Genomic DNA, 26,575 nt, shown 5'->3' with positions numbered 1-26,575 from the left:
ATTTCCGGAAACGAGGACTAACGTTGCCGGTATGAAGATCGTTGCCCGGTTGCTGTCCGTCCCGCTTGCGCTTGTAGCTTTCCTCTCGCTGTGGCTTGCGGTGGCGCCGTTTACGCCGCATATCCCGTACTGGGGCGCCGGTGCGCTTATTGGCCCGCAGTACGTAGGGCCGGTGATTATCTTTTCCCTTATTCTCTTGCTGCTTGCGGTGCTAGGAAGGTTCGCCTCCCGCAGCTTTTACGTGCCAGGCGCGTTCGCGGCGGTTGCGCTCATTGCAGGAATAGCGCTTTTTGGGACGCAGATTCATGCTGCGAAGGAGCAGGGGACCGACGTAGATATTCGCGCCGCGTTGAGCTGGGCCGGTGTGGAAAGCACCGATGAAGGCCCCGATCACACGGTGGCCTACGATTTCTTCCATGGCGAGGACCTAGACATGGATATTTATACGCCCAATGATGGCGGCACCCACCCGGTGATGATGTATGTCCACGGCGGCGGCTGGGATCAGATGAACAAGCACTCCCAGGCGTTCAATATGCGGCAGATGGCGCAGCGCGGCTACCTCGTATTATCCATCGATTACACGCTGTCCAGCTGGGATCAGCCCACGTGGAAGGTGGTAGCGGGGCAGGTGGGCTGCGCGATGAACTGGGTCAACGCCCATGCCGCAGATTATGACGGCGACCCAGGGCGTTTCTTTACATACGGCGAATCCGCCGGCGGCCAGTTGGTGCTGAATGCGACTGCCGATGCCGCCGCGCACCCCAACCACTTACCTTCCGCCGATTGTCCCGGCACGCCGGCCGTTCCCCGCGCCGTGTATGCGGACTCACCGGCCCTCGATGTCCGCCACATCTATGATTCTGACGATCCTTATGCCGCGCAGGGTTCCCGCGATACCGTGCAGAAATACCTGGGTGGAACGCCCGAGGAATATCCCGACCGTGCAGATTTCGTCACCTCAGCTACGCACCTCACCAAGGACATGCCACCCATCAAGATTGTCCGCAGTGACCACGACCGCCTTGTTCCACCGGAAAGCTATGATGATTTCCGCCGCTTAGCGCACCAGAAAGGCATCGAGCTTAGCGAGTATGTGCGTCCGCACGCCGATCATGCTTCCGCCCTTAGCGCGCACGGGGTGTGGAACCAACATCTTCTCCAGGCGATGCCCGCGTTTTTCAGCGAGCACGACCCGAAGAAACAATGGTTGGTTGGTAAACCTTGGTTTCGTGTTTAGGCCGCCTGAAGGAAAGAGTGCCCGTGGTTCAGATTGCTGACCTTGATGGCTCCAAAAGCTGCCCAGGTGACGTGGAGGAGGAGCAGAATTAGCAGGGCGGCGCTGACGGTATTCATCCACCTCATACCCCACTCGAGCGCGGCGGGTTGCGTGGATAAGGTCTGTGTGCCGAGGCAGCAGGTGCCCACGGGGAAGGTGCTGGCCCACCACGTGGGGTTATAGGACATTGGGGTGTTACTAAGGGCTGTTCCCCAATGCTTGATAATTGCATAGATCGATAGAGGGACACCGACGCTGAGCATCGCGACACCGTAGACCATGGCGCGGAAGTGCCATTGGTCGCCGGCGAGTAGTTGTGCTGCCGCGGTGGATTGGCCGACAAGACCCAGTGGGATCCAGGTGGTGGCAACCAAGCTGGTGGGAACCGTGGAAAAGACTCGCCGATAAACGAGGACGAACATGGGCAGTCCTGTGACCAAAGCCAGGAAAAAGCAGAACACGCCAATACCGTGGACAATCGAACCCCACTCGCCTGCTTGCGGTGCCAGCTGCGCCGAGGAAGTTGCAGTAACCATGGGCGCTACTAGTGGCAGTCCCCAGGTAAAGGCCGGAGAGTCGGGGCGTTTGAGGACAAGGAACTTTAGATACTTTATACAGGTAATTACGCTTAAAACGCCTCCTATTGCCCAACACACTGTGTGGATCAGCCAGGCATCCAAGATGAGAGAGTAGGCACTACCCAAAGCTAGGATGCCCATGGAGACCATGCCCCACGCAGGCATGGCTTTGGCGTTAAACCCTGGCTTACGGTACTTAATGAAACTTATTGAGAGCGCTAGGGCGACAAGCGTTGCGACGCTGAGCATGATTTCTGCGGGAAGGTGGCCCAGGGTTGGGCTCAGGTGAGCATCGATGAGAGACGAGGAGATTCCGAGCCCCATTACCGCTCCGGCCCAGCCAGGACCCAGCGGAGGAAGTTCTATCTCATTGCGAACCTTTAACATATTTTTCAGGTTAGGCACTGCTTGATGTGCGCGGGAGAGCGCATAATCCGAACGGGGTTACAATAAATGAATGTACCCCTCACGAGAAGATGGTAACGATGGATTCTCTCCCGTTCGACGCAGCTACGTTCCCGATGCTTTGACGGTTGATGCCGTCCTTGCTGTAGCTCGATATGGGGGTATGAACCAGGCTGCGAAACACCTGAATGTCTCCCAACAAACGGTTAGTACGCGCATCGCCAAGTTTGAAAAACGCCTCAATAATCGCATTTTTTGGCGCGGAGCCGCGGGTAGTTCCGTCACAGAAGTAGGCAGCCAAGTCGTCCGTGTGCTCGAGGGGTTAGAAGGCGCCTTGAACGAATGCGCGCGTGGCCTCGAAACAGCCGTTGGGGTTGGGGCCACCGAGGATATTAACTTGGTGGTTTCTCATACTGTGGCCGAAGTGGACTACCCCCGCTGGGCCGCGGCCTACCAACGCGCTCACCCACACGCTTATCTGCACATGCGCCAGCTCAATAGTCGAGAGGCGCAGCGCCACGTGGTTCAAGGGCAGGCAGAATTAGCGATTGTTGAGGGCCACTGGGTGGCCCACGAACTGCACGAGCGTGTGGTCGGACACGATGAACTCGTGGTTGTTGTCCCCGCAGAACACCGCTGGGCAAAGCCACACAATCACAATCAGCCAGCGATCCCCTCAGCGTCAGCATCGGAAACGAGGGTAGCTCCAGTGACGAAGGAGGAGCTGCAATCCACGCCCTTGGTGCTGCGTGAACAGGGAAGCGGCACACGAGAGGTGGTGGCGGATATTCTGGGAATGCTCGCCCCGCCGGCAGGGGAGTTCAGGTCTCTGGGAGCTCAACGTACTGCGATAGGCGCTCTGGGTGCGCCGGGGATTATCGCACGGCGAGCGGTGGAGCCACAGCTAGCCACAGGTGAATACGTAGAGGTTCCGGTGGTGGGAATCAGCTTTGACCGGCCGCTACGGGTGGTGTGGAGTGCGCAGAATCGCCTTTCTGATCCGGCCCAACAGTTTGTGCGCTTCCTTGTGGACTATGCGGGTGGGTGCGGAGACTAAAACACCCAAAGATTCAAAATATATCCAGCTCTGCGTAATCAGTCTCCGTACACAAACGGGCTGAAGCACTTGAGCCAGTCATTTCATCGGGATACAGCTAGCGAAATGCAGCAATAGCGAAGGAAACCTGAAGCACCGTCAGGCATAATACTTCTATGTCAAAGTTCTCTGAGGTCCTTGAACAGCTGCGCGAAAACCAACCACAGGCGAAGTACGGCATCGCCTTTGAAAAGCTCATGGTGAATTTTTTCCGTACCGATCCGACTTTGAGAACGCAATTTGATGAGGTCAGCCGCTGGGTTGATTGGCGCTATAACGGCGGCAAGGCGGATACGGGAATTGACTTGGTTGCCCGCCGGGTGGATGACGGCACGTGGATGGCCATCCAGTGCAAGTTCTACGCTTCCAATGCGCGCATCCAGAAATCTCATCTCGATTCTTTCTTTGAGGCCTCAGGGCATTCCTTTGAGACCGAAAACGGCAGCGAATACTTTGGCAGCCGCATGATTATCTCCACCACGGATCATTGGTCTTCACATGCGGAAACGGCGTTGGCCAACCAGATGATTCCCACCAGCCGCATCGGCCTTTCGACCATTGCAGAGTCCCCGATCAACTGGGATGTGGCCTTTCCCGGCTCTGAGGTGCAGGATAAAAATATCCAGATTAACCTCTCCCAGCGCGAAACTTTCGAACCGCGCCCGCACCAGCAAACGGCCATTGATAAGGCCATCGAGGGATTTAATACCCATGACCGCGGCAAGCTCATCATGGCCTGCGGTACTGGTAAGACGTTTACCGCGCTGCGCCTGGCGGAGCGCGTCGCAGAAGAGAATGGTGGCAAAGCCCGCATTCTGTTCCTCGTTCCTTCCATCTCCTTGTTGTCGCAGACACTAAAGGAGTGGACTGCTCAAGGCCGCCTAGACATGCGTGCCTTCGCGGTGTGCTCGGATTCGAAGGTTTCGAAGAAGGCGGAAGACATTGCGGTCTATGACCTCGAGGTTCCTGTATCTACGGACGGTGAGGAGATTACGCAGCGCTTTGCTTCTGGCAAGCGCGCCAAGGGCCTCAATATCGTCTTTTCTACCTATCAGTCCCTGCCGGCGGTCCATGAAGCGCAGCAGCAGGGCCTAGATGATTTTGATCTGGTCATTTGCGATGAGGCCCACCGCACCACAGGCATTACCTTGGCTGGGGAGGACTCCAGCAACTTCGTGCGCGTGCACGATTCGGATTACATCAAGGCTGCTAAGCGCTTGTATATGACTGCAACGCCACGGCTTTTCGATGACGCTGTTAAAGGCAAAGCCGCAGAGCACTCGGCGGAGCTGACCTCCATGGATGATGAGGGAATCTATGGACCGGAGTTCTATCGTTTGGGCTTCGGCGAGGCCGTGGACAAGGGCTTGCTTACGGACTACAAGGTCCTCGTGATGACCGTCGATGAATCCGTGGCAGCTAACGCCATGGCTCATAGTGAAAACAACCAGATCAACCTGACGCTGGCTTCTGCGATGATCGGTGCGTGGAATGGCCTGGCTAAACGCTCGGGTGAGTTGCAGGGAAAGAAGGGCGGTTTCGACGAAAACGCGCAGCCCATGCAGCGCGCGGTGGCCTTTGCCAAGGATATTAAGACTTCTGAGCAAATTGCGGAGAGCTTTCCTTCCCTGATTAGGACTCATCAAGAGTTGCTCAAGGACAAAGCGGCGCTTAGTGATGTCTCCTTAACCAACGTCGACCTGAACATTTCCGCTCAGCACGTCGATGGTGGCATGAACGCCATGGAGCGCGGGACGAAGTTGTCCTGGATTGAATCGCCCGCGGCCGAAAATGAAGCCCGGATACTTACCAATGCGCGCTGTCTTTCGGAGGGCGTGGATGTACCGGCGCTGGACTCGGTCATCTTCTTCAACCCCCGCAATTCCATGGTGGATGTGGTCCAGTCCGTGGGTCGCGTGATGCGTAAATCGGCGGGCAAGGATTACGGCTACATCATCTTGCCGGTCGCTGTCGCACAGGACGTGTCACCCTCGCAAGCCCTGAATGACAACCAACGCTTCAAGGTGGTCTGGCAGATTCTCAACGCACTGCGTGCACACGATGATCGCTTCAATGCCAAGATCAATTCCATTGCGCTCAATGGTGCAAACGCGCAAGATGAATTGCCTATTGACGTCAACCATGTTGGCGGTGACGAGGAGAAAAGCGATAAAGAAAAGCTTGCTGAGGCAGATCGCACCAAGTCCCCTGAGGCTTTTGAAGATTCCTCGGCCATGACGCAGCAGATTGCGTTATTCTCTCTGGAGCAATGGCAAGAGGCCATTTACACCAAGCTAGTGGATAAGGTCGGTACCCGCACCTACTGGGAAGACTGGGCCGATGACGTGGCCACCATCGCAGAAAACCAAGTCACCCGTATTACCGCGCTGGTAGACAACGCCGATGAGGATCTGCGCCAAGAATTCGATGAGTTTGTCGAGGGCCTGCGCAATAACTTGAACGATGGCATCACCGCTGATGATGCCATCTCCATGCTCTCGCAACACCTAATTACTGCACCGGTGTTCAATGCGCTATTTGAAAACCATGACTTCATTACGCACAACCCCGTAGCCCAAGTCATGGAGAAAATGGTTGCGGCTCTATCCCGGGCGAACCTTGATACAGAAACCGAATCGCTGGAAAAGTTCTACGAGTCCGTGCGCGTGCGTGCGTCCGAGGTAACCTCTGCTTCCGGTAAACAGCAGGTGATTAAGGAACTGTATGAGCGTTTCTTCCGCAAGGCCTTTAAGAAGCAAGCAGAAGCCCTTGGCATTGTTTATACCCCAGTGGAAATCGTGGACTTTATCCTGCGCGCTGCCGATGAGGTCTCCCGCAAGCACTTCGGCAAGGGGCTTAGCGATGAGGGCGTGAGCATCCTCGATCCTTTCGCTGGGACCTCGACGTTTATGGTGCGCTTGTTGCAGTCTGGGCTGATTAAGCCAGAAGACATGGCACGCAAATATGCCAACGAGCTATTCGCCACCGAGATTATGTTGCTGGCGTACTACGTCTCCACCGTCAATATCGAGACCACCTACAACGCCCTGCGTGAGGAAGCCGCGCAGCGCAATGGTGAACCAACACCGGACTACGTGCCGTTTACGAATATTGCCTTGGCGGATACCTTCCAAGTCCACGAAGATGGCGATATTCCAGACCTCAACATTTTCCGCGAGAACAACGCCACCATCGAGCGTCAAAAGAACGCGCCCATCAACGTGGTCATTGGTAATCCGCCATACTCCGCCGGCCAAAAGTCCGCGAACGACCTCAACGCTAACCAGAAGTATCCCAGCCTGGATAAGCGTATCGCTGATACCTACGCGGCCAAATCCACGGCACAGTTAAAGAATTCACTTTATGATTCTTATCTGCGCGCTTTCCGATGGGCTACCGACCGCATCGGTGACCAGGGCGTCGTAGCATTTGTCTCGAACGGCGGGTGGATCGACGGCAATACGGGTGACGGCGTGCGCTTGTCGATGGCCGAGGACTTCACCGATCTTTATATTTTTAACTTACGCGGCAACCAGCGCACTGCTGGTGAACAGTCACGAAAGGAAGGCGGAAAAATCTTCGGTTCTGGTTCTCGTAGCACTGTAGCCATCACCATCGGCATCAAAGATCCCACAAAGTCTGGTTTCCAGCTGCACTACCGAGACATCGGTGACTACCTCACCGCTGAAGAAAAACTAAGTATCGTCGATTCCTCCTCGATAGAAACCATTGACTGGCAATCTATCAAACCGAACAAAGAAGGCGACTGGTTGAACCAACGCTCTGAAGAGTTCGAGACTTGGCCCGCTATAGGTAGTAAAGGTGAGGTGGCCCAGAAGATCTTCGGAAAACTTTCATCGGGCGTCGCAACTAGCCGTGACGCATGGGTGTATTCATTGTCGATGAAACACTTGCGAGACAATATGCAGGTTTTTCTCGATAATTATTCAAAGGCGACAAAATCTTACAATAGCGAAGAAAGCTCAGTTCCCTTTAAGGATTGGTTGAAAGAAAATGACCAATTCTTAAACGGAATTAAGTGGACTGACATTCTTCAAAAGCGGGCTCAGAAGAACGAAAAAATCGAGCTAGATATGAGGGTTACAGCAAATGCTTATTATCGACCGTTCTTCCCTCAAAGGTTGTATCGAGACCCGAGATTGATGCACCGCCAGTATCAACTCCCCTCAATGTTCCCGACTCCAGAGCACTCCAATGTTGGGTATCTGCAACCCACGGTTGGTGCAAGCAAGCCGTACACCATGCTCGCGGTGGACCAGATTCCAGATCTCAATTTCTATGGTTCTGAAGGATCGCAATTCTTTACCCGCTTTACCTGGTCGCCGGTCGATGCGGAAGACGGTGGCCTGTTCGGTAAAGGAGGCATCGTTAAGCAGGGCGAAGCCAGTACGTACGGCCAGGTCGGTGAGGTTGTTGATGGGTATGTGCGGGTAGACAACATCACGGATGAGATTAAGCAGATTTACCGGGATGCGTTGGGCGGTGATGTCTCGGGTGATGACATCTTCCACTTTGTGTATGGAAAGTTGCATGACCCGGCCTATCGCACGCAGTATGCGGCGGATTTGAAGAAGATGTTGCCGCATATTGAAACGCCAAGCTCGCGTGCGGAGTTCGATAAGTTTGTCGCGGCGGGTAAGGAACTCATGGCGTTGCACGTGGATTATGAGTCTGTGGAACCGTGGCCGCTGGATATCCAGGTCAAGGGTGATGAGTCCAACCGTGAGACTTGGCGCGTGCAGAAGATGAAGTGGGCCAAGCGCAAGGACCCGGAAACGGGCAAGAACGTCAACGATGTGACGAAGCTGATCTACAACAAGCAGGTGACCATCTCCGGTATTCCGGCAGAGGCGGATCAGTACATGCTGGGCTCGCGCTCAGCGGTGGCGTGGTTGATTGACCGGTATCAGGTGAAGAAGGACAAGGCCTCCGGGATTGTGAATGACCCGAACGATTGGGCCGATGAGGTGGGCAACCCGCGCTACATCGTGGACCTGATTGGCAAGGTTACTCGCGTGGCGATGGAGACCGTGCGGATCGTGGATGACTTGGATTCTGATACAGGTGCATAGTTGTGGTTTGCACCCTTGAAGCTTCCCGCCTACGCCCGTAGACTTACGGTATCGTAACTTAGCTTTAGTGGGAGAAAGAAGTATCGCTGTGGCTCAGATACATACTGAAGGCAGTCAAGAAGCGGGGAAGTATTCCTTTAAGGAAGGCTTGGTGCAGCGCACCTATTGGATGGCGGACCGCGGCGAGCGGCCGCTGACCCGTGGCTGGGGTCATGCGCTGGCGGCGTTGCTTTCTGTCATTGCCTCCACCGTGCTTATTACGTATGCGTGGATGACGCTGCAGTGGTGGCAGGGACTAGGCGTTACTGTCTACGGCTTGGGCTTGGTGGGCCTTTTTGGTGTATCCGCGCTCTACCACCGCTACCCGTGGGCTAGTCCCCGGGCGGTGCAGTGGTGGCGCCGAGCGGATCACGCCACGATTGCGGTGTTCATTGCCGCGACCTACACACCGTTGTGCTTGATTGCGTTATCCCCAGGCCAGGCTGCCTGGATGCTAGCCACTGCGTGGGCGGGTGCGATTTTGGGCGTGATATTGAGCCTGGTGTGGATTGAGCACCCGAGATGGTTGGACGTTGTGGTCTATTTGGCGCTGGGCTGGCTGGTGCTACCGCTATTGCCCACGCTGTGGAGCCAGGCTGGTCCGGCGGTGGTCTGGCTGCTGCTGGCCGGCGGGGTGGTCTACTCCGTGGGTGCGCTGGTCTATGGCTTTAAGTGGCCAGGGCGCAACGCGCGTTATTACGGCTATCACGAGCACTTCCACACCGCGACCATCGCGGCGGCGGTGGTGCACCTCGTGGCGGTGTGGCAGGTTGTCGTAGGGGCTAGCTAAACCACGTTCTTCATCGTAATCCGAAGTGCCTGGGTGAGCGCGTATACGAATCTCTTACTTAAGCAACACTAAGCCGGTACCGTCCATTTTCTGAAAATAGCGCTGGCTCGTAATACGAGGTTGTCAAGATCGTCTTCAGAAGCGGTTATAGAAGTAACTAAATCTGCCCCAGCTTCTGCATTTTGCATGCGACACGGACGAGGAAGTTGGCGACCTTTTCCTCGTCCGTTGGTACTTCTTCATTAGATGGCATGCCTGTTTAGCGGTTCGCCAAAATCCGGAAAGTTTCCCGCCAGTCGTGTTCGACTTGCTTGGCTTGTGGTGAAGCTAAAATCTGCTCCACGTCCTCGTCGAGTTCGACATTGGGTAAGAGAACTTCTGGTGATTGAAGCGGAGATTGAGGAGTGGGCTTGCGCGAGTCTAATGCTTGGGAAAACTCTTGAAGTATTGCCGTAGCTTGGAGAACCTCGTTCGATTTTTGATCTTTCGCAATGCCACGACGGGCCTTGTTCCAGGCAAGTCCATGACTCAAATCAGACAGCTCGGTGGAGTCAACGCCACCGTAGAAAGTAATAATGCTATCTACTACTTCGCGCTCGTATGCACTTAGATTTTCGCTAAGGCCCCCAGGCACGCAAGGAACCGGCCAAGGACGGTGGGAGCCCGCTACCTGCCATGTCCGAGCGTGTAGCTCACGGGAGACGGGGCCATGCCGCCAAGCCTGAAACTCTTCGCAAAACATTGGCCGCCCTGTCCACGCGAAATGCCAGCCTTGGGAAAAGTAGCACAGCTTGTACAGCTTAAGCTTATCTACATTGGGAATACGTTCAGTGATGTATTGTCCCGCATCTACAATGCTAGCCATGCTCTCCTCCTTTCAGTGCTGCGACAAATTATACGGCCTCATCCGTTAGCAGGAAAGAGCGCTTGTGCATCGGTTCCGGTGGCCACGGCGGCAGCCAGCAGCATGCGGGATTGCGGCGCGCGGAGATCGCCGGAGGTGATAACACCGGCATCGGCAAGCGTGGCGCCGCCACCGGCACCGCCGTAAATACCGGCGACGGGGCCGTGATCCACGCGGGTGGTAAGTACAACCGGAACGGTCTTGGCGGCTTCCATGGCGGCGTTGGCCAGATCCGGGCCGATGTTGCCGGAACCCATGCCCTCAATCACGATGGCCTGTGCGCCTTTGGCCAGGGACTGCTCAATCAGATCGGCGGGCGCGTCGGGGTAGGCGGCGATGATGTCGACGCGAACATCGCGAAGAGGCGAGTAGTCGAGGGCTGCTGGGCGCTCGGGGAACTTCTCTTCGCTATTGGTGGCAAAGCCGTCGGCCTTTTCCGTATCGGATTTGAATGCGCCGCGGGCGGGGATGACCTTACCGCCAAAGGCGATGAACGTCCCGTGGCCCGCGTAATCAGGGTTCGTGACGGTCTCTACTGCGGTGGCGAGGTTTTCTGGCCCATCTGGGTCGGAGTCATCGAAGGGGCGCATCGCGCCGGTGAGCACCACGGGCTTGTCGCTGTCGTGGAAGGTATCGAGCGCGATGGCGGTTTCTTCCATGGAGTCCGTGCCGTGGGTGACGATGATGCCATCGACGTCATCGCGCTGCAGCTGTTCGTGCACGGCGGTGATGATCTTATCGGTATCAGCCAAGTTCATCGCGGAAGAATCGAGATTAGCGATGTCTTTGACCTCAAGATCGAGCTTGTCTTTATCGAATTCGCCATACAGTGGCTCTACCAGGTCAGAGCCGGTGACGGTGGGAACCACCGCGCCCTTGTCATCATGGGTGCTGGCGATGGTGCCGCCGGTGGAAAGAACCACGACGTGGCCTTCAATGGCGGAGCGCTCCTTGGCCGCTGCGCCAGCCGCCTTGGAGGAGGTGGCGCTGCTGGAGCTCGAACTCGTAGCGGAGCTGCTGGCGCTACTGGAGCTGGTCGCGGAGTTGGAGCTCGACGCCGTGGTGGATGACTCCGAGGTTTCTTCCGTGGTGGACGCAGACGAGCTGGTCGTCTGCGTGGCGGAGGCATCATCCTTGTCTGTCTGGTTGGCCGGGTTCTGACAGGAGGCCAACAATAATGCGGAGGCAACTAATGCGGCGGAGTTCTGCACCCTGCGGCGCAGGCGTGGGTTAGACATATCAGCTCATTTCTCTAGCGTGGTTTCTGTTACCTATTTAATACCACGCTAGGGTATAAGCGCCGCGCCATAGAAAATGTATTGAAAATTTAATCCACGTGTTGGTGATGCGGCGCCACAATGAGCGGCTTAGGGGAGTACTCGCCGCGCAGTTCGCGCAAGATATTGGCGTGTTCGGCCAAGCGGATGTCCTCCTCCGTCTGCGGGGTGAAGGTGCGCGCGGTCATCGGCTGCCCATCGCGGTCCATGCCAATATAGGCCACGGTGGCGTGGATGGCGGTCTTTAAATTGTCGCGGCCGCCGCGGGGATCGTCGGCGCGGACGTGGATGGACATCTGCATGGAGCGGGTATCGGTGCGCATCATGCGGGCATCGACCTCAATGAGATCCCCGATGGAAATGGGCCGATAAAAGCGGATACCGCCGGCATAGACGGCCACGGTGCGCTCGCCGGACCACTCCATGGTGCAGGCCGTGCCGGCCTCATCGATCCACTGCATCGCGGTGCCACCGTGTACCTTGCCGCCCCAGTTGACGTCGGTGGGCTTGGCTAAAAAGCGGTTGACCATGCGCGGGGCATCGGATGGCCCATCGTAGGTCTGCTTGTCCATTTCCTGCTCAATGGCCTTGCGCAGCTCGATGCGGGATTTCGCGGCCTCGGCCACGCGCAGGTGCTCATCGGAATCCGGCACGAAGGTGGGCACCGGGGTGGTCTTATTGCTCTCGGGGTCCTTGGCTACGAAGATCACCAAGCAGTCGCAGGCGCGGGTGAAAATGCCTTCGCGGGGATCAGCAGAAAGCACCTCGTTGATGATGTGCATGGAAGACCGGCCGGTCATCGCAATGCGCGAGCGCACCTCTACGATGTGCCCGGAGGGAATGGGGCGGGTGAAGTGGATATGGCCCACATATGCGGTCACGCAGTATTGGCCGGACCACTGCACGGCGCAGGCATAGGCTGCCTTATCGATCCATTCCAGCACGCGCCCGCCATTGATGCCGGGGGCGCCGGCCATGGTGACATCGGTAGGCGATGCCATAAAGCGCAGCGTGAGAGCAGGGGACTTTGGGGAATCCGCAGCGGAGTCAGTAGATGACATAAACAACAAGATAACAGTCGCTATGCTGTGGCTATGCATAAACCCGTTGATCCCGCCGCCACGCGCGCGGCCGTCATCGCCATCAAGGACTGGATTCAGGACCCGGACGGGCAACAAAAGCCAGGCAGGGCCCTGCTTGCCGATGCCGTCCGTCGCACCGCCCGCACCCTCGAGGCCGACGCGCCGGGGCATTCGGTGGAGCTGCGCGTACCCCCATTTGTTGCGGTGCAGTGCATTGAAGGCCCCCGTCACACGCGCGGCACCCCACCCAATGTGGTGGAAATGGATGCGGAGACCTGGCTGCGTTTGGCCACCGGTGTCACGGACTGGGACGAGGTCAAAAACACAGGTCGCGTTGATGCTTCCGGGTCGCGTTCAGGGGAGATTGCACAGTGGCTGCCGATTATTCCGTTAGTTTTCGACGGCCCAACGCGCTAATATAAACGCCGTGGTAGAAGTACATACTCCTAGTATCACTGACCTTGACGATCGTAACGAGGAGGAACCCCGCGAAGAGTGTGGCGTCTTTGGCGTCTGGGCTCCCGGGGAGGAAGTCTCCAAACTTACCTACTTTGGCCTTTTTGCTCTCCAGCACCGCGGCCAAGAAGCCGCCGGCATTGCGGTGGGCGATGATGACCGCATCGTCGTCTTCAAAGACATGGGCCTAGTGGCCAATATTTTCGATGAATCGACCCTTTCTGCCTTAAACGGCAATGTGGCGGTGGGCCATACGCGCTATTCCACGGCCGGTGGCAAGGAATGGTCCAACGTGCAGCCAATGTTTTCCACCTCCTCTACGGGCGTGGATATTGCCTTGGGCCACAACGGCAACCTGGTCAATTACCTCGAGCTGCGCGCAGAGGCCGTCGAGCGCGGCCTGATTAAGCCGCACGAGGAATCGGTTTCTGACTCGATGTGCTTGTCCATGCTGCTTGCCGATGGCGTCGATGACACCACCTCCGTCTTCGACTCCGCCCGCGAGCTCCTGCCGCGGGTGAAGGGCGCATTCTGCTTGACCTTTACCGATGGCCATACCATGTACGCCGCGCGCGACCCGCAGGGCGTGCGCCCGCTCGTCTTGGGCCGTCTGGCCAAAGGTTGGGTCGTCGCCTCCGAGACCTGCGCGTTGGATATCTGCGGTGCGCAGTTTATTCGCGAGATCGAGCCGGGCGAGCTCGTTGCCATCGATGAGGCGGGCATTCGCTCTGAAAATTTCGCGCCCGTCAAGCGCAGCGGCTGCGTTTTCGAGTACGTGTACTTGGCCCGCCCGGATAGCGATATCAACGGCCGCTCCGTCAATGCCTCCCGCGTGGAGATCGGCCGCCGCCTGGCCCGCGAATACCCGGTTGAGGATGCAGACCTGGTCATCCCCGTACCGGAATCCGGCAACCCGGCCGCGGTGGGCTACGCCCGCGAATCCGGCATCACCTTTGCACATGGCTTGGTAAAAAATGCGTACGTGGGCCGCACCTTTATTCAGCCCACGCAGACCCTGCGCCAGCTGGGTATCCGGCTAAAGCTCAACCCGTTGCGCGAGGTCATCGACGGCAAGAAGCTCGTCGTGGTGGATGATTCCATCGTGCGAGGCAATACCCAGCACGCGCTTATCCGCATGCTGCGCGAGGCCGGCGCCGCCGAGGTCCACGTGCGGATTGCCTCCCCGCCGGTGAAGTGGCCGTGTTTTTATGGCATTGACTTCGCCTCGCCCGGCGAGCTCATTGCCAACGCCAGTCCGTCCGATGACCCGGAAGAGATTTGCTCCACCATCTGCGAGACCATCGGCGCTGACTCTTTGGGCTTTGTCTCCATCGATGAAATGGTCGCCGCCACAGAGCAGCCTCGCTCCGAGCTGTGCACCGCCTGCTTCTCCGGCGATTACCCCCTTGGCCTTCCCGCCGGAAACCCCAATGCCGATGCCATGCGCACCCTGCTCGGAACCCAATAAAAACACTTAAGGAACTTTCAAAAACATGAGTGACAACACCTACGCCGCAGCCGGCGTCAATATCGAAGAAGGCGACCGCGCGGTAAGCCTATTTGCCCCACACGCCAAGCGCGTCACCCGCCCGGAGGTCATGGGCGGCCTCGGCGGCTTTGCGGGGCTCTTCAAGCTGGGCGATTACAAGGAACCCATCCTCGCCGCTGGCTCCGATGGCGTGGGCACCAAGCTCGCCGTTGCGCAGGCCATGGATAAGCACGACACCATCGGCATCGATCTGGTGGCCATGTGCGTCGATGACCTAGTCGTCTGCGGCGCCGAGCCACTATTCCTGCAGGACTACATCGCCGTGGGCAAGGTCGTGCCGGAAAAGGTAGCCGAGGTAGTTAAGGGCATTGCCGAGGGCTGCGTGCAGGCAGGCGCTGCGCTGCTCGGCGGCGAGACCGCCGAACACCCAGGCATGATGGGGGAGAACGAATACGACGTCTCCGCTACCGCCGTCGGCGTGGTTGAGGCCGATGGCGTGTTGGGCCCAGACAACGTGCGCGAGGGCGATGTACTCATCGCCATGGGCTCGTCTGGGCTGCACTCCAATGGCTACTCGCTCGCGCGCCACGTCTTGCTGGAGCAGGCGGGCATGCCGCTAGACGGGTACGTGGAAGAGCTCGGCCGCCCGCTAGGGGAGGAGCTTTTGGAACCCACTCGCATCTACGCCAAGGAATGCCTGGCGCTGGCGCAGGAATGCTCCGTATCCACCTTCTGCCACGTCACCGGCGGCGGGTTGGCCGGCAATCTGGAGCGCGTTATTCCAGAGGGCCTGAGCGCTGAGGTCAACCGCTCCACGTGGAATCCGGGCCAGATCTTTAAGCTCATCTCGTCCATGGGCAAGGTCGAGCTGGCGGAGATGGAAAAGACCTTCAACATGGGCGTGGGCATGATTGCCGTGGTCAATCCGGAGGACCGTGACCGCGCCTTGGCCATGCTCACCGCCCGCCACATCGACGCGTGGGAGCTGGGCAGCGTCCGCGAAGCAGACGGCGAAGAACCGCGCGTTATCATGCAGGGCGAACACTCAAACTTCTAGGTACAAGAGGAAGGCCTTAGGTTAAAAACCTAAGGCCTTTTGTGGATTTATCCGGCGAGCGGAAGATTAGCGCTCGTCGTCGTTGTCCTCATCCCATTCGTCGACATACTCGGCGTAGGGATCATCCTCTTCGTAGTCGTGGGAGTCACCCTCCTGCTGAGCAGCGAGTTCCCGCTGAAGGGACTCGATATCCATCTCGGGTGAGTTGTACTTGAGCTGGCGTGCAACTTTGGTCTGCTTTGCCTTAGCGCGTCCGCGTCCCATGTGCATGACCCCCTTGGGCTAGTAGGGCGCTCCAGGGATTCTTGGGCGCCCCATCGGCTTGTCAATTGTGTATCTTCCTGTAAGACACAATAGCGCGTGTGACGAAAAAATTCCGCACCGGCCCCCCGATGAGTGGAAAATCTACCGCCCGCGCAGCCGGTTTACCGCCTCGCGCCCGGCCTTTGGGCCCTCATCTTCGGGGATGGAGGACGCATCGATCGACGCCGCGGTATCGCCGATATCCAATGTGCCTGCATCTAGCGCAGAACGCTTGACTAGCCCTAAGGCAATGGGGCCGAAATCGCAGTCATCCACGATGGTGCCGATGCGACCTACCTTACGTCCATTAAATGAAATGTCATCGCCCACATTCGGCCGTTCCGGCGCGGATCCGTCGAGGTGGAGGAGCACCAAGAGGCGGGGAGAACGGCCCAGGTTCTCCACGCGCGCCACGGTTTCTTGGCCGCGGTAGCAGCCCTTATTCAGGTGCACGTGGGCGGGATTGGCATCGCTGCGGCTAATCCACTGCGGAACCTCGTGCGGGATGGATTTATTGTCCAAGTCGGCGGCAAGTTCCGGCTCGCGGGCGCGCACGCGCTCGGCGGTAAAGGCCATGAGCCCGGCCAGCCGCGCGCCCTCGGCCTCCAGGGCAGCCATGGATTCCACCAACTTTTCGCGCGGAACGGCGAGGTCAACCCGCTTGATTCCCGGCCACTGCACCTCGCGGGAAAAGACCACGGTGGGTGGGGTAGGAATATCGGCTTCACCCAGCAACGTCACGATGGCGATATCGGCTTCCTCGACCGTGACCTCAGACCAAAAGACCATCTTGGTCAAAAAGTCCTGGGCGGATTCGAACTGCGCGGCGGGCAGATCGAGGTAAAGGTCCTCGCCCGCGCGGGTGATATCCATGTGGTGCAAAATGTGGCCCTGGATATCTAGGTCGAGGGCGCCGGCGGAGAAGCCGGAGGGGGCATCGTCAAGCTTCTGCGAGAGCAGATTATTAAGAAAACCCGGTGCATCCGCACCGCTGACGCGCAGCACGCGGCGCTGCGAGCGGTCGATGGCGATGGTCCCGGTCTCGGCCGCACGCTGTTCCCCGAGGGGGTTGCCATAGTGCCAGGCCACACCTTGGGCATCGAGTACAGTCGCGTCCTGGTGCTCGGCGGCACCGGCGCGTTGAAGAAGTGGCGAAGAATAACTCACATCTACCGATGGTAGGGCATAATCGAGTCTATGAAACCCTCCCCGCGAAAAGAGCCGGTCATCTACGTCGTGGAACCCTTTGGTGGGTCGGTGCGCAAGCATTCGCCCTCCCTGCCGCTGGTTTATGCCGATGACGCCGCCGTGACCCGCGGCGATGGCATCTTTGAATCGCTCCTGGTCCGCGGCGGTAAGGCAGCTAACCTCGCCCGCCACGCGCAGCGCTTTCGCGATTCGGCGCGGGCGCTCGATTTGCCGGAACCGCCGATGCACAAGTGGGAGGAGGCGACCCGGCTGGCGATCGCGGATTATTGCGGTACCGATGCCGATCATCCCGATGCCAAATGCACCTGGACCTATACCCGCGGCCGGGCTTCGACCGGCGTGCCCACCGCGTGGGTGACGGTGCAGCCGCTTGGCGATGCCCCTCTTCGCCAACGCACCACCGGCGTCACCGTCCTGACGAGCCCGCGCTTGTGGCACGTGGCCGAAGAGCTACCGGCCAAGACACTCAACTACGCCGCGACGATGGCGATGCTGCGCATGGCCAAGGACAAGGGCTACGACGATCTCATCCTCACGGATCCAGATACCGGCGAAATCTTAGAGGGCGCTACCTCTACCGTCGTGGCGGTGCGGGGAAAGAAGCTGCGCACCGCCGCCGGCCGCGGCATTTTGCCCGGCACCACGCAGGCCGCGCTCTTTGATTACGCCCAGGATCGCGGCTACCGCTGCAAGGCCAAGCCGCTGACGGTGGAGTACTTGGAAAAGTCCGATTCGGTGTGGCTGGTCTCTTCCGTGCGCGTGGCGGTGCGGGTGACCAAGCTGAATGAAAAAACGTTAAAAGCCCCGGATAACGAGGAAGAAATCCGGGGGCTTATCGATGCCGCGCTAGGGGCCTAGCCAGCTTTTTAGCCGGCGATGCGGGTGAGCTCGGCGGACATGTAGGGGCGCATTTCGCCATCGACCATGCGCTCGTCTACCCAGCCCAGGTTGTTATTGGGCATGAGTCCGTACATGCGCTTGCCGGGGCCCAGGTTCTTCGGGCCGGTCTCGGTGACCATGGTGGAGGCGGATTCGAGCTGCCAAGCGCGCTCGTTGAAGGGCTCGCCGTAGAAGATTTCCACGATGCCGGTTGAAGAGGTGTAGGTGACCTCGATTTCATCCTTGGCGGAGATGCGCCAGAAACCGGTCTCGCGGGTAGACGGGCCCTGCGGCTTGCCCTCGGTATCGATCTTCCAGGTGCGCGAGCTAAAGGTCAGGTAATTCTCGCCGTCGTGGGCGACGACCAGCTGCTGGCCAAAGGTGTATTCGCTGCCATCGGTGTCGTGGGCCTGGCCCTCGCCCTGCCAGACGCCGACGAGGGGGAGGAGTCCTAGCAATCCATCGTGTAGCGACGGGCCCTGGCGCAGGTTGGCGGTATCGGCGGGAACGGGGGCATCGCCAAGCTCGATGGCGGGGATATTGTGGCTGGCCGCATCCTTCCATTGCTCGGCGGCCTGGTTGACCGCGTCATTGCCATTGAGCGCGCCGGAGGTGTTTTCCGGGTGGGACGCGGCGGCGGTCTCGACGTTCGGGGTATTGGTGTTCTCGGTATTTTCGCTCATGGGCGTCCAGCCTAGTCGTGCCGGGGCCGCTTTAACTACTAGACTGGTCCTTTGTGCATGCACTGATGATTTCCAATCCCAATTCGACCTCGCAATCCAACGGGCTCTTTCGCCAAATCGTGCCCGCCCTGCGGGCCGTAGAAGGCATGCACCTATTGGTGAAATTCACCCATTACCCAGGGCATGCAGAAGACATCGTCCGGGGGCTTACCAGGGATGATTATGATGTCATCATTGCTGTGGGCGGCGATGGCACCGTCAATGAGATTGTCAACGGCCTGCTGGGGCCGGCCGGTGGAGATCTCCCCAGCCCGCACGATGTGCCGGCGCTCGCCGTCATTCCCACCGGATCCGCGAACGTCTTCGTCCGCGCCCTTGGCTTCCCCAATACTCCGGTTGAGGCCATCCACGTTCTGGCTCGCATGCTAGAGCGCGATCTGCGCCGCACCATTTACCTGGGCACCTGGAACGAACGCTGGTTTGCCGTCAACGCCGGTTTTGGCATGGATGCGGACGTCCTCGCGCGCGTGGACCGCGCCCGTGAACAAGGCTTTTCCGCCACCCCGCTGCGCTACCTCAACGTGGCCATTCGGGCTTGGTTGCGGGCTCGCCGCAACCCGCCACAGATCACGGTGCACGCGGAATCCCGCTTGGGGCAGACGCTTCATAAGAAGGATTTCCCACTCTTGTTTACGTCTAATACCAACCCCTGGACTTTCTTGGGCCCCTTGCCGGTGGTGACCAACCCGCGCAATTCCTTTGATGAGGGGCTGGCGCTTTTCGGCCTGGAAAAGCTCAGTGGCGTGCGTGGGGTTATCGGCCTGCTGCACCTCTTTGGTGCCGATAAGCACGGCTGGCTCAAGCGGCTGGTGAAGGAGAAGACCCTAGGCTTTGATGATGCCAAGCGCGTCGAACTCGATTGCCACTCCCCGCAGCGCTTCCAGGCCGATGGCGAATCCGAGGGGACCTTCCGCCACGTGACGCTGACCTCTGTGGCCGATGCCATCGAGGTCTACGCGCCGCAAGACAGGCGGCAGGTGGCCCAGCGCTCCGTGCAGGAAGTGCTGCGGGACTTTATTCGCCTTCGTTAGGATTCCTCCTCATCTGGGGCAGGACCTACCTTATTGGCGGTATCGGCCGCCTTCTTTTCGGCCTCTTCAACGGCCCGTTGCTCCGAACCCTCGATTTCCAGCGGGGATAGCTGAGCCATCTGGACCTTGATATTGCGGCGCTGGACCTCAAAGTAAAGGGTTCCGCCCTGCAGCCTTACCATCGTGGCCTGCGCCGGCAGCGGGAGCTCGCGCGTATCGAAGTTGAGGGAAAACGCCTCCTTGAGGCGCGGATCATCGGTGCCGTAGACCTCCATGCGAAACTCCGGGCCCACTAGCCGCAGCGTGACCATCGCGGTGGACTTTTCCTTATCGCCGGGCAGGGTGCCGGTAAGCTCTGCCTCGGCAGAAACGCCGCCGGAGGGCGAAATATCATCCGGGTTGGCAATGGAGAGATCGGTAATGCCCAGAAGGCGCCCTAACGCCACGCCGTCCAGGGAAATGCCGCGCGAATATGTGGATACGGGCGCGCCTTCAATATCGCCGTTTACTACCTGCTCAGGGGTAACGGTGATATCGCGCAGCACGGTCGAGGCATTGACCATGCCCAGCTTGGGAACCTCCACGTCGAGCGCCTTGACCTGCAAGTAGGGGATTTCTTTAGAGCCTGCCGCCAACAGGTACGGGGTGCCGCCGATATACACCTGGGGGGAGTTTTCCAGCCGCGAGTTCTCCTTTACCTCCTGGGCAATCTTGTGCTCAGAATGCATGGCCACGCAGGCATCGGCCACCCATGCGGCAAAGACCACGCCCACCAGGATGAGGACGTGGACAATGCGCCGGTCGACTTTGACTACACTCACGCCTTCAAATTTAGCCTACGTATTATGGACACCATGAATATCACCGAAGAAAACCTCCCCGCCTCCCCAGAGCTGGCGGGCAGCCTGGAAGAACTAGCAGCGCACGCAGAAAAAGCCGACGGCATCGCCCCGCTGTCGGAGCAATTCCTCAACGGCCTGCGCGATGAGCGCCTGCACCACAAGCATTTGGTGGCTTGGCTGGACGGCGAGCCCATCGGCGTATCCAGCTGCGAGGATTCCACCGCGGAGCTTTTTATCGCCCCCGATTATCGCGGCAAGGGCTATGGCACCGCGCTTTACGATGCCACCGCTAACGCCACCACCAACCTCGAGACCTGGGCGCATGGCAACGGCAAGCCGGCTCAGGCCCTGGCTAATTCCCGCGATCTGAAGGTCACCCGCACCCTCGTGGTCATGGGCATCGAGGGCGGCGATCTGGATAGTGCAGCCCAAGTAGGCGAGCTTCCGCTGCAGGCCGCCAATTACAGCGAAGCGGTGGACAAGTGGGGCAAGGACACCGTGGAAAACGAGTGGCTGCGCGTGAATAATGAGGCCTTTAATTGGCACCCAGAACAAGGCGGCTGGGATTTAGAGCGCCTGCACCGCGGCATGGAGGCCGAATGGTTCGATCCTAAGGACGTTTTGTTCTTCTGGGACGAAAAAGAACAGGGGCACCCGACCCTGGCCGGTTTCCACTGGACCAAGTGGCACGAGGAGGAAGATCCCGGTTTTGGCGAGGTCTACGTGGTGGGCCTTGCGGAGGCGTACCGCGGCCAAAAATTAGGCGGACCATTGCTGCAGATTGGCCTGCGCCGCATGGTAGAAAAGGGAGCTCAGCGGGTTATTTTGTACGTGGAAGCGGACAATGAACCGGCACTGAAGGCCTACAAGCGCCTAGGCTTTTCCGTTGATGAAGAGCATGTCGTCTGGGGCTAGTGTGATTAAGGTCATGTCAACTTTCTAGCTTGTTCATTAATTGTTTACCTCACGGCACCCTGCTGGTTAATTCCTCCGGTTAGCTTTACTGATTGTGAGAAAGCCGCACCTGCGCACCTGCACCCCGCTTCCGAAGAGCGGACGTGGGATGTAGGTTCCCCTTTTTTATGGGGATGCGGTTTCCTCGGACAATCAATCTCTGATCTGCACCGGAAAGGGTTTTCCCGTGATTCGCAACTTCAAGCGCTCTGCCGCTATCTTCGGCCTCGTGGTCGCTACCTCTACCGCTCTCGTAGCTTGTTCTGAGGACACCTCCTCTGACTCCTCGGGTTCCTCCGACGGCAGCGGCGTCGCTGGCGAGCTTGTTGGTGAGGGCGCATCCTCCCAGCAGAACGCAATGTCCTACTTCGGCACCGCCTTCGCAGAGGACAACCCAGACGCAAACCTGTCCTACACCGCTTCCGGTTCCGGTAAGGGTGTTGAGGCTTTCATCAACGGCCAGGCAGACTTCGCTGGTTCTGACTCCCCGTTGAAGGAAGACGACGGCCAGATTGAGGCCGCCAAGGAGCGTTGCGACGGCAACGACGCATGGCACCTGCCTTCCACCATCGGCCCGGTTGCCATTGCTTATAACCTGGGTGACCAAGAGATCAACCTCTCCACCGATACCATTGCCAAGATCTTCAAGGGCGAGATCAAGAAGTGGAACGACGAGGCCATCGCCGCTGATAACGAGGGCGCAGACCTGCCGGACACCGACATCCACGTCATCTTCCGCTCTGACGAGTCCGGTACCTCCGATAACTTCCAGAAGTTCCTGAACGCCTCCACCGGTAACTGGGACGGCGAAGGCAAGCAGTTCCCTGACGCTGTAGGTGAGGGCGCAAACGGTTCCTCCGGCGTTGCTGACCAAGTAGCAAACATCGAGGGTGCCATCACCTACGTTGAGGCCGGCTTCGCTGACCAGAAGGAAGCTGACGGCGTCAAGAAGGCCAAGATCGACTTTGGCAACGGCCCGGTTGAGCTGAATGACGACACCGTCAACAAGGCACTGGAGAACCTGGAGTTCAAGGACACCGCTTCTGAGAACGACATGGTCGTTGACTCCAAGGCTCTCTTCGCTTCCGATGTTGAGGGTGCATACCCGCTCATCCTGACCACCTACAACATCGTCTGCTCCGCTGGCTACGATGACGAGACCGCTGAACTGGTCAAGACCTTCTTCAACGACGTTCTGGATCACCAGGATGACCAGTTGGCAGAGCAGGGCTTCATCCCAGTTAAGGGTGACCACCTTGACCGCCTGAAGAGCGCCGTTGACGCACTACAGTAAGGCGTAAACCGCGCTTTACCTCGCGAAATAACGTTCCGCCCGCCCCCACTGCCGCCCTCGAGACGCGCTTTGGGGGCGCAGGCATGTAACGCATGACCCTTTGTTCCACTTTAAATAAGGATTAGTACGTCTCATGGCAGACAATAATCTCACCAAGGCATCGACCTCGGAGACCCTCCCCGTCTCTGGCGTTGAACAGCCTCATACCCGTGGCGATAACGAGAATGACTTGGCTACCTCCAGCTCCGGTAGCTCCGTCAAGCGCCCCGGTGACCGCATTTTCGAATTCCTCTCCACGGCCTCTGCCACGCTGATTACCGTGATGATCGCGGCGATTGCCGCCTTCCTCATCTGGCGCGCCGTCCCGGCACTCAGCGTGAACGAGAACGGCCTGCTGGGCTTTTTCACCCACGGTGAGCGGTGGGAGACCACCGATACCTCCGCGATGAAGTTCGGTATCCCGACCATGTTCGGCACCACCGTCCTCATCTCGGTCTTCGCCCTGATCCTGGCCATGCCAGTGGCGCTTGCGATTGCCATCTTCTTGTCCAACTACGCCCCTGCACGCTTGGTTAAGCCGCTGGGTTTCTTGGTGGATATGCTGGCCGCCGTGCCGTCCATCGTTTACGGCCTGTGGGGTTGGCAGGTCCTCGGCCCGGCCCTGTCCAGCTTCTATACCTGGCTGGAATCCTGGGCCGGCGGGTTCTTCCTGTTTACCCATTACGATAATTCGCCCGCCTTTGCTACCGGCCGCAACCTCTTTACCGGTGGCATCGTGCTCGCCGTGATGATCCTGCCAATTATCGCCGCCACCGCCCGCGAGGTCTTCGTGCAAACCCCTCCCGGCCAGATCGAGTCCGCCCTGGCACTGGGCGCTACGCGCTGGGAAGTCATCCGCATGACCGTCCTGCCCTTCGGTATGTCCGGCTACGTCGCCGGCTCCATGCTGGGCTTGGGCCGCGCTTTGGGTGAAACCATGGCGCTGTACATGGTGGTCTCGCCGCTGGTGGACTTCCGCTTCTCGCTTTTCGATGGCGGCACTACCTTCGCCACGGCCATCGCCCTCGCAGCTGCCGAGTTCGGTAACGAGACGCGCGCCGGTGCATATATCGCTGCCGGTTTGATGCTGTTCTTGCTGACGTTCGTGGTCAACGCCATTGCCCGCGCCATCGTGAAAAGCAAGTAAGGAAGGACAACAATGACTACTACGACAAATAACAAGCCCGCCTCCGCCGGTGGGGCAACCTTCCTGGAAATCTCCGGTTCCCGCAAGGCGGCCAATAGTATTGCCACCGTCGTTGTATGGGCCGCTATGGCCTTGGCGATGGTCCCTTTGATCTGGGTCCTCTGGGAGCTGATCTCGCGCGGTAGCGGCGTGATTTTCTCCGCTGACTGGTGGACGCTGTCCCAGCGCGGCGTGATGAATAGCGCCGAAGGTGGCGGTGCCGCCCACGCCATCGTCGGTACCTTTGTCCAGACCGCCCTAGCATCCATCCTATCCATCCCGATCGGCATCTTTACCGCCATCTACCTGGTGGAATACTCCAAGGGTGGCTGGCTGGGCCGCACCACCACCTTCATGGTGGACATCCTGTCCGGTGTGCCCTCCATCGTCGCGGCGCTGTTTATCTTCGCCATGTGGATCACGCTCTTTGGCTTTGGCCGCTCCGGCTTTGCCGTCGCCCTGTCCCTGGTCCTGTTGATGATTCCCATCGTGGTGCGCAATACCGAAGAGATGCTGCGCGTGGTTCCCATGGACTTGCGCGAGGCTTCCTATGCGCTCGGCGTGCCCAAGTGGAAAACCATCGCACGCATCGTGCTGCCAACCGCCCTGTCCGGCATTGTGACCGGCATCATGCTGGCCATTGCCCGCGTGATGGGTGAATCCTCCCCAGTGCTGGTCTTGGTTGGTTCCTCCTCGGTCATCAACTGGGACGCGTTTAAGGGCTCGCAGTCTTCGCTGCCGCTGATGATGCTTGATATGTACAAGGCCGGCGCGCAGCCTGCCGTGCTGGATAAGCTGTGGGGCGCAGCGCTGACGCTGGTTATCCTCATCGCCATCCTCAATATTGCGGCGCGCGTAATTTCCGCGAAGTTCTCGGTCAAGAAATAGCCGCACTCGATTCCGCCACTTTTACACCCCTTAAGAGGAGAAACCTCCACAATGTCTAAGCTCGAGCTCAATGACGTCGATATTTTCTACGGCGATTTTCACGCCGTGCAGAACGTAAATATGCAGATCCCAGCGCAGGCCGTGACCGCCTTCATCGGTCCCTCCGGCTGCGGTAAGTCCACCGTGCTACGCACCTTGAACCGCATGCACGAGGTCATCCCTGGCGCATCCGTCAAGGGCGAGATCCTGCTCGATGGCACCAATATCTACGGCCCCAAGGTGGACCCCGTATCCGTGCGCAATACCATCGGTATGGTCTTCCAGAAGGCCAACCCATTTCCCACCATGTCCATTGAAGACAACGTGGTTGCCGGCCTGAAGCTATCCGGCGAAAAGAATAAGAAGAAGCTCAAGGAAGTCGCCGAACAGTCCCTGCGCGGCGCCAACCTCTGGGACGAGGTCAAGGACCGCCTGGATAAGCCGGGCGGCGGCCTCTCCGGTGGTCAGCAACAGCGCCTGTGCATCGCCCGCGCGATTGCCGTGGAGCCGGAAGTTCTGCTGATGGACGAGCCCTGCTCCGCACTGGACCCAATTTCTACCTTGGCTGTGGAGGACCTCATCCACGAGCTGAAGGAAAACTTCACCATCGTCATCGTGACCCACAACATGCAGCAGGCCGCCCGCGTGTCCGATAAGACCGGCTTCTTCTCCTTGGAAGCTACCGGTAAGCCGGGCCACCTGGTGGAATTCGATGAAACCACCCGCATCTTTGAGAACCCTTCCCAGAAGGAGACCGAAGACTACATTTCCGGTCGCTTCGGCTAATACGTAGCCTCTGATTGTCCGACAAGGGCGGTACCTCCAGCGCAGGGAGGTACCGCCCTTGTGGCAGTTTTAGTCCTATGGTCCTAGCGGCTTTAGGTCTATGGTCCTAGCGGCGGAATTGGCGTTCCAATTCGCTCATGCGGGCCTCGAACTCGGCATCCTTTTGGTCCTCTTGGAGCTTCTTTTCAAACTCTTCCGGCAATAGGCCGGTGGCAAAGTAAATGATGCGGCCAGCCACGGAGACGCAGTGATCCGCGTAGCGCTCGTAGTAGCGGGTAATCTGCGCCGTCTCTACGGCCTCGCGCACCGTTCCCTCCCAGTCGCGCTGGGTGAGAATGCGCAGCAGGTGGTGGTTAATATCGTCTACCGCATCATCATCGGAACGCAGGTTAACGGATAGCTCGGCATCTGGGGTGACCAAAATATCGTGTACCACCGAGCCCATTTCCTGGGTCAGGCGAAACATTTCCTCCATGAACCCGAGGTATTCAGCGGGTACGACGGCATCTGGGTGGCGGCGGCGCGCGGCATCGGCAATGTGCTGGGCCAGCTGGCCCATGCGGAAGAGGTCTTCGACAATGTAGATGGAAGAGACCACTTGGCGCAGATCCTGGGCCATGGGATTTTCCAGCGCCAAAAGCTTTACCGCGCGTTCGGAGCAGCGTGAGCGGATGTCATCGAGCTCCTCGGTGAGGCTGAGCGCATCCTCCGCGGGTTCCAAGGCGCGTTCGAGCAGCGCCTGGGAGGCCTTATCCATGATGGTGCGGACGGTATCGCACATGACAATGAGGTCGTGCGAGAAGTTGTCCAGATGCTCACGGTAGGCAGTACGCATGC

General features: G+C 58.7%; 23 protein-coding genes. 14 read left to right on the top strand and 9 right to left on the bottom strand.

What is annotated here, in order from left to right; genetic code table 11:
* The first annotated feature begins 31 nt into the window (after window positions 1–31).
* Entirely contained in the window at window positions 32–1,240 is a 1,209-nt protein-coding gene (locus tag ACLI1O_RS09925; RefSeq protein ID WP_349819779.1) for an alpha/beta hydrolase, read from the top strand.
* Here ACLI1O_RS09925 and ACLI1O_RS09920 read toward each other — a convergent pair.
* A complete protein-coding gene (locus ACLI1O_RS09920) occupies window positions 1,237–2,244 on the bottom strand; it encodes a TDT family transporter (RefSeq protein ID WP_284849506.1) in 1,008 nt (335 codons plus the stop codon). The two genes, ACLI1O_RS09925 and ACLI1O_RS09920, sit on opposite strands and share 4 nt — an antisense overlap.
* Before the next feature lie 70 nt (window positions 2,245–2,314).
* Between ACLI1O_RS09920 and ACLI1O_RS09915 the strand changes: the two genes are divergently transcribed.
* From ACLI1O_RS09915 to trhA, 3 genes are all read left to right on the top strand, one after another.
* Entirely contained in the window at window positions 2,315–3,319 is a 1,005-nt protein-coding gene (locus ACLI1O_RS09915; protein ID WP_411706835.1) for a LysR family transcriptional regulator, read from the top strand.
* A gap of 155 nt (window positions 3,320–3,474) precedes the next feature.
* A complete protein-coding gene (locus tag ACLI1O_RS09910; RefSeq protein WP_284849505.1) occupies window positions 3,475–8,451 on the top strand; it encodes a DEAD/DEAH box helicase in 4,977 nt (1,658 codons plus the stop codon).
* A gap of 169 nt (window positions 8,452–8,620) precedes the next feature.
* Window positions 8,621–9,280, top strand: coding sequence for a PAQR family membrane homeostasis protein TrhA (gene trhA / locus ACLI1O_RS09905; protein WP_284849537.1), 660 nt, complete (start codon window positions 8,621–8,623; stop codon window positions 9,278–9,280).
* 259 nt (window positions 9,281–9,539) lie between these two features.
* On the opposite strand, the gene ACLI1O_RS09900 is transcribed toward trhA, so the two are convergent.
* The 3 genes from ACLI1O_RS09900 to ACLI1O_RS09890 form a co-directional block, all read right to left on the bottom strand.
* Complete coding sequence (locus tag ACLI1O_RS09900; RefSeq protein ID WP_284849504.1) at window positions 9,540–10,145, bottom strand: Panacea domain-containing protein; 606 nt, start codon at window positions 10,143–10,145, stop codon at window positions 9,540–9,542.
* A gap of 38 nt (window positions 10,146–10,183) precedes the next feature.
* Entirely contained in the window at window positions 10,184–11,422 is a 1,239-nt protein-coding gene (locus ACLI1O_RS09895; RefSeq protein WP_411706834.1) for an asparaginase, read from the bottom strand.
* An 89-nt stretch (window positions 11,423–11,511) separates the two neighbouring features.
* Window positions 11,512–12,522, bottom strand: coding sequence for an acyl-CoA thioesterase (locus tag ACLI1O_RS09890; protein WP_284849502.1), 1,011 nt, complete (start codon window positions 12,520–12,522; stop codon window positions 11,512–11,514).
* Between the two features lie 33 nt (window positions 12,523–12,555).
* On the opposite strand from ACLI1O_RS09890, the gene ACLI1O_RS09885 reads away from it, so the two are divergent.
* Genes ACLI1O_RS09885 through purM form a run of 3 tightly spaced genes read left to right on the top strand, consistent with a single transcriptional unit; the run spans window position 12,556 to window position 15,545 of the window.
* Complete coding sequence (locus tag ACLI1O_RS09885; RefSeq protein ID WP_284849501.1) at window positions 12,556–12,960, top strand: sterol carrier family protein; 405 nt, start codon at window positions 12,556–12,558, stop codon at window positions 12,958–12,960.
* A 10-nt stretch (window positions 12,961–12,970) separates the two neighbouring features.
* On the top strand, window positions 12,971–14,467 hold the full coding sequence (purF, locus tag ACLI1O_RS09880) for an amidophosphoribosyltransferase (protein WP_411706833.1): 1,497 nt from the start codon (window positions 12,971–12,973) through the stop codon (window positions 14,465–14,467).
* 25 nt (window positions 14,468–14,492) lie between these two features.
* The gene (gene purM, locus ACLI1O_RS09875; protein ID WP_239268332.1) at window positions 14,493–15,545 is read left to right on the top strand and encodes a phosphoribosylformylglycinamidine cyclo-ligase; all 1,053 of its coding nucleotides are present in this window, start codon (window positions 14,493–14,495) and stop codon (window positions 15,543–15,545) included.
* 66 nt (window positions 15,546–15,611) lie between these two features.
* On the opposite strand, the gene ACLI1O_RS09870 is transcribed toward purM, so the two are convergent.
* Both ACLI1O_RS09870 and ACLI1O_RS09865 read right to left on the bottom strand, forming a co-directional pair.
* Window positions 15,612–15,809, bottom strand: coding sequence for a DUF3073 domain-containing protein (locus ACLI1O_RS09870; RefSeq protein WP_023023830.1), 198 nt, complete (start codon window positions 15,807–15,809; stop codon window positions 15,612–15,614).
* A 141-nt stretch (window positions 15,810–15,950) separates the two neighbouring features.
* Window positions 15,951–17,015 carry a YgfZ/GcvT domain-containing protein gene (locus ACLI1O_RS09865; RefSeq protein ID WP_239268329.1) on the bottom strand — a complete coding sequence of 355 codons (1,065 nt, stop codon included), beginning with the start codon at window positions 17,013–17,015 and terminating at the stop codon, window positions 15,951–15,953.
* Window positions 17,016–17,045: 30 nt separating this feature from the next.
* Between ACLI1O_RS09865 and ACLI1O_RS09860 the strand changes: the two genes are divergently transcribed.
* Window positions 17,046–17,915 (top strand): aminodeoxychorismate lyase, encoded by an 870-nt coding sequence (locus ACLI1O_RS09860; RefSeq protein WP_239268327.1) that lies wholly within the window; start codon window positions 17,046–17,048, stop codon window positions 17,913–17,915.
* Window positions 17,916–17,923: 8 nt separating this feature from the next.
* Here ACLI1O_RS09860 and ACLI1O_RS09855 read toward each other — a convergent pair whose 3' ends face one another.
* Window positions 17,924–18,619, bottom strand: coding sequence for an FABP family protein (locus ACLI1O_RS09855; RefSeq protein ID WP_005279614.1), 696 nt, complete (start codon window positions 18,617–18,619; stop codon window positions 17,924–17,926).
* Window positions 18,620–18,684: 65 nt separating this feature from the next.
* On the opposite strand from ACLI1O_RS09855, the gene ACLI1O_RS09850 reads away from it, so the two are divergent.
* A complete protein-coding gene (locus ACLI1O_RS09850; RefSeq protein ID WP_255716773.1) occupies window positions 18,685–19,710 on the top strand; it encodes a diacylglycerol/lipid kinase family protein in 1,026 nt (341 codons plus the stop codon).
* Here ACLI1O_RS09850 and ACLI1O_RS09845 read toward each other — a convergent pair.
* On the bottom strand, window positions 19,707–20,531 hold the full coding sequence (locus tag ACLI1O_RS09845) for a DUF2993 domain-containing protein (RefSeq protein WP_411706832.1): 825 nt from the start codon (window positions 20,529–20,531) through the stop codon (window positions 19,707–19,709). The two genes, ACLI1O_RS09850 and ACLI1O_RS09845, sit on opposite strands and share 4 nt — an antisense overlap.
* Window positions 20,532–20,564: 33 nt before the next feature.
* On the opposite strand from ACLI1O_RS09845, the gene mshD reads away from it, so the two are divergent.
* The 5 genes from mshD (at window position 20,565) to pstB (ending at window position 25,738) form a co-directional block, all read left to right on the top strand.
* Window positions 20,565–21,467 carry a mycothiol synthase gene (gene mshD, locus ACLI1O_RS09840; protein WP_239268323.1) on the top strand — a complete coding sequence of 301 codons (903 nt, stop codon included), beginning with the start codon at window positions 20,565–20,567 and terminating at the stop codon, window positions 21,465–21,467.
* 226 nt (window positions 21,468–21,693) lie between these two features.
* Window positions 21,694–22,800 carry a phosphate ABC transporter substrate-binding protein PstS gene (gene pstS, locus ACLI1O_RS09835; RefSeq protein WP_023023815.1) on the top strand — a complete coding sequence of 369 codons (1,107 nt, stop codon included), beginning with the start codon at window positions 21,694–21,696 and terminating at the stop codon, window positions 22,798–22,800.
* Between the two features lie 133 nt (window positions 22,801–22,933).
* Window positions 22,934–23,986, top strand: coding sequence for a phosphate ABC transporter permease subunit PstC (gene pstC / locus ACLI1O_RS09830; RefSeq protein ID WP_023029516.1), 1,053 nt, complete (start codon window positions 22,934–22,936; stop codon window positions 23,984–23,986).
* Between the two features lie 12 nt (window positions 23,987–23,998).
* Window positions 23,999–24,913, top strand: coding sequence for a phosphate ABC transporter permease PstA (gene pstA, locus ACLI1O_RS09825; RefSeq protein WP_005279624.1), 915 nt, complete (start codon window positions 23,999–24,001; stop codon window positions 24,911–24,913).
* A gap of 51 nt (window positions 24,914–24,964) precedes the next feature.
* Complete coding sequence (gene pstB / locus ACLI1O_RS09820) at window positions 24,965–25,738, top strand: phosphate ABC transporter ATP-binding protein PstB (RefSeq protein ID WP_005279626.1); 774 nt, start codon at window positions 24,965–24,967, stop codon at window positions 25,736–25,738.
* A 106-nt stretch (window positions 25,739–25,844) separates the two neighbouring features.
* On the opposite strand, the gene phoU is transcribed toward pstB, so the two are convergent.
* On the bottom strand, window positions 25,845–26,573 hold the full coding sequence (gene phoU / locus ACLI1O_RS09815; RefSeq protein WP_284849498.1) for a phosphate signaling complex protein PhoU: 729 nt from the start codon (window positions 26,571–26,573) through the stop codon (window positions 25,845–25,847).
* Window positions 26,574–26,575 lie beyond the last annotated feature (2 nt).

The organism is Corynebacterium sp. LaCa78 (assembly GCF_046717505.1).
GTDB lineage: Bacteria > Actinomycetota > Actinomycetes > Mycobacteriales > Mycobacteriaceae > Corynebacterium.
Note: the sequence above shows the minus strand (reverse complement) of the source record. Positions and strands in the feature narration are given on the sequence as shown.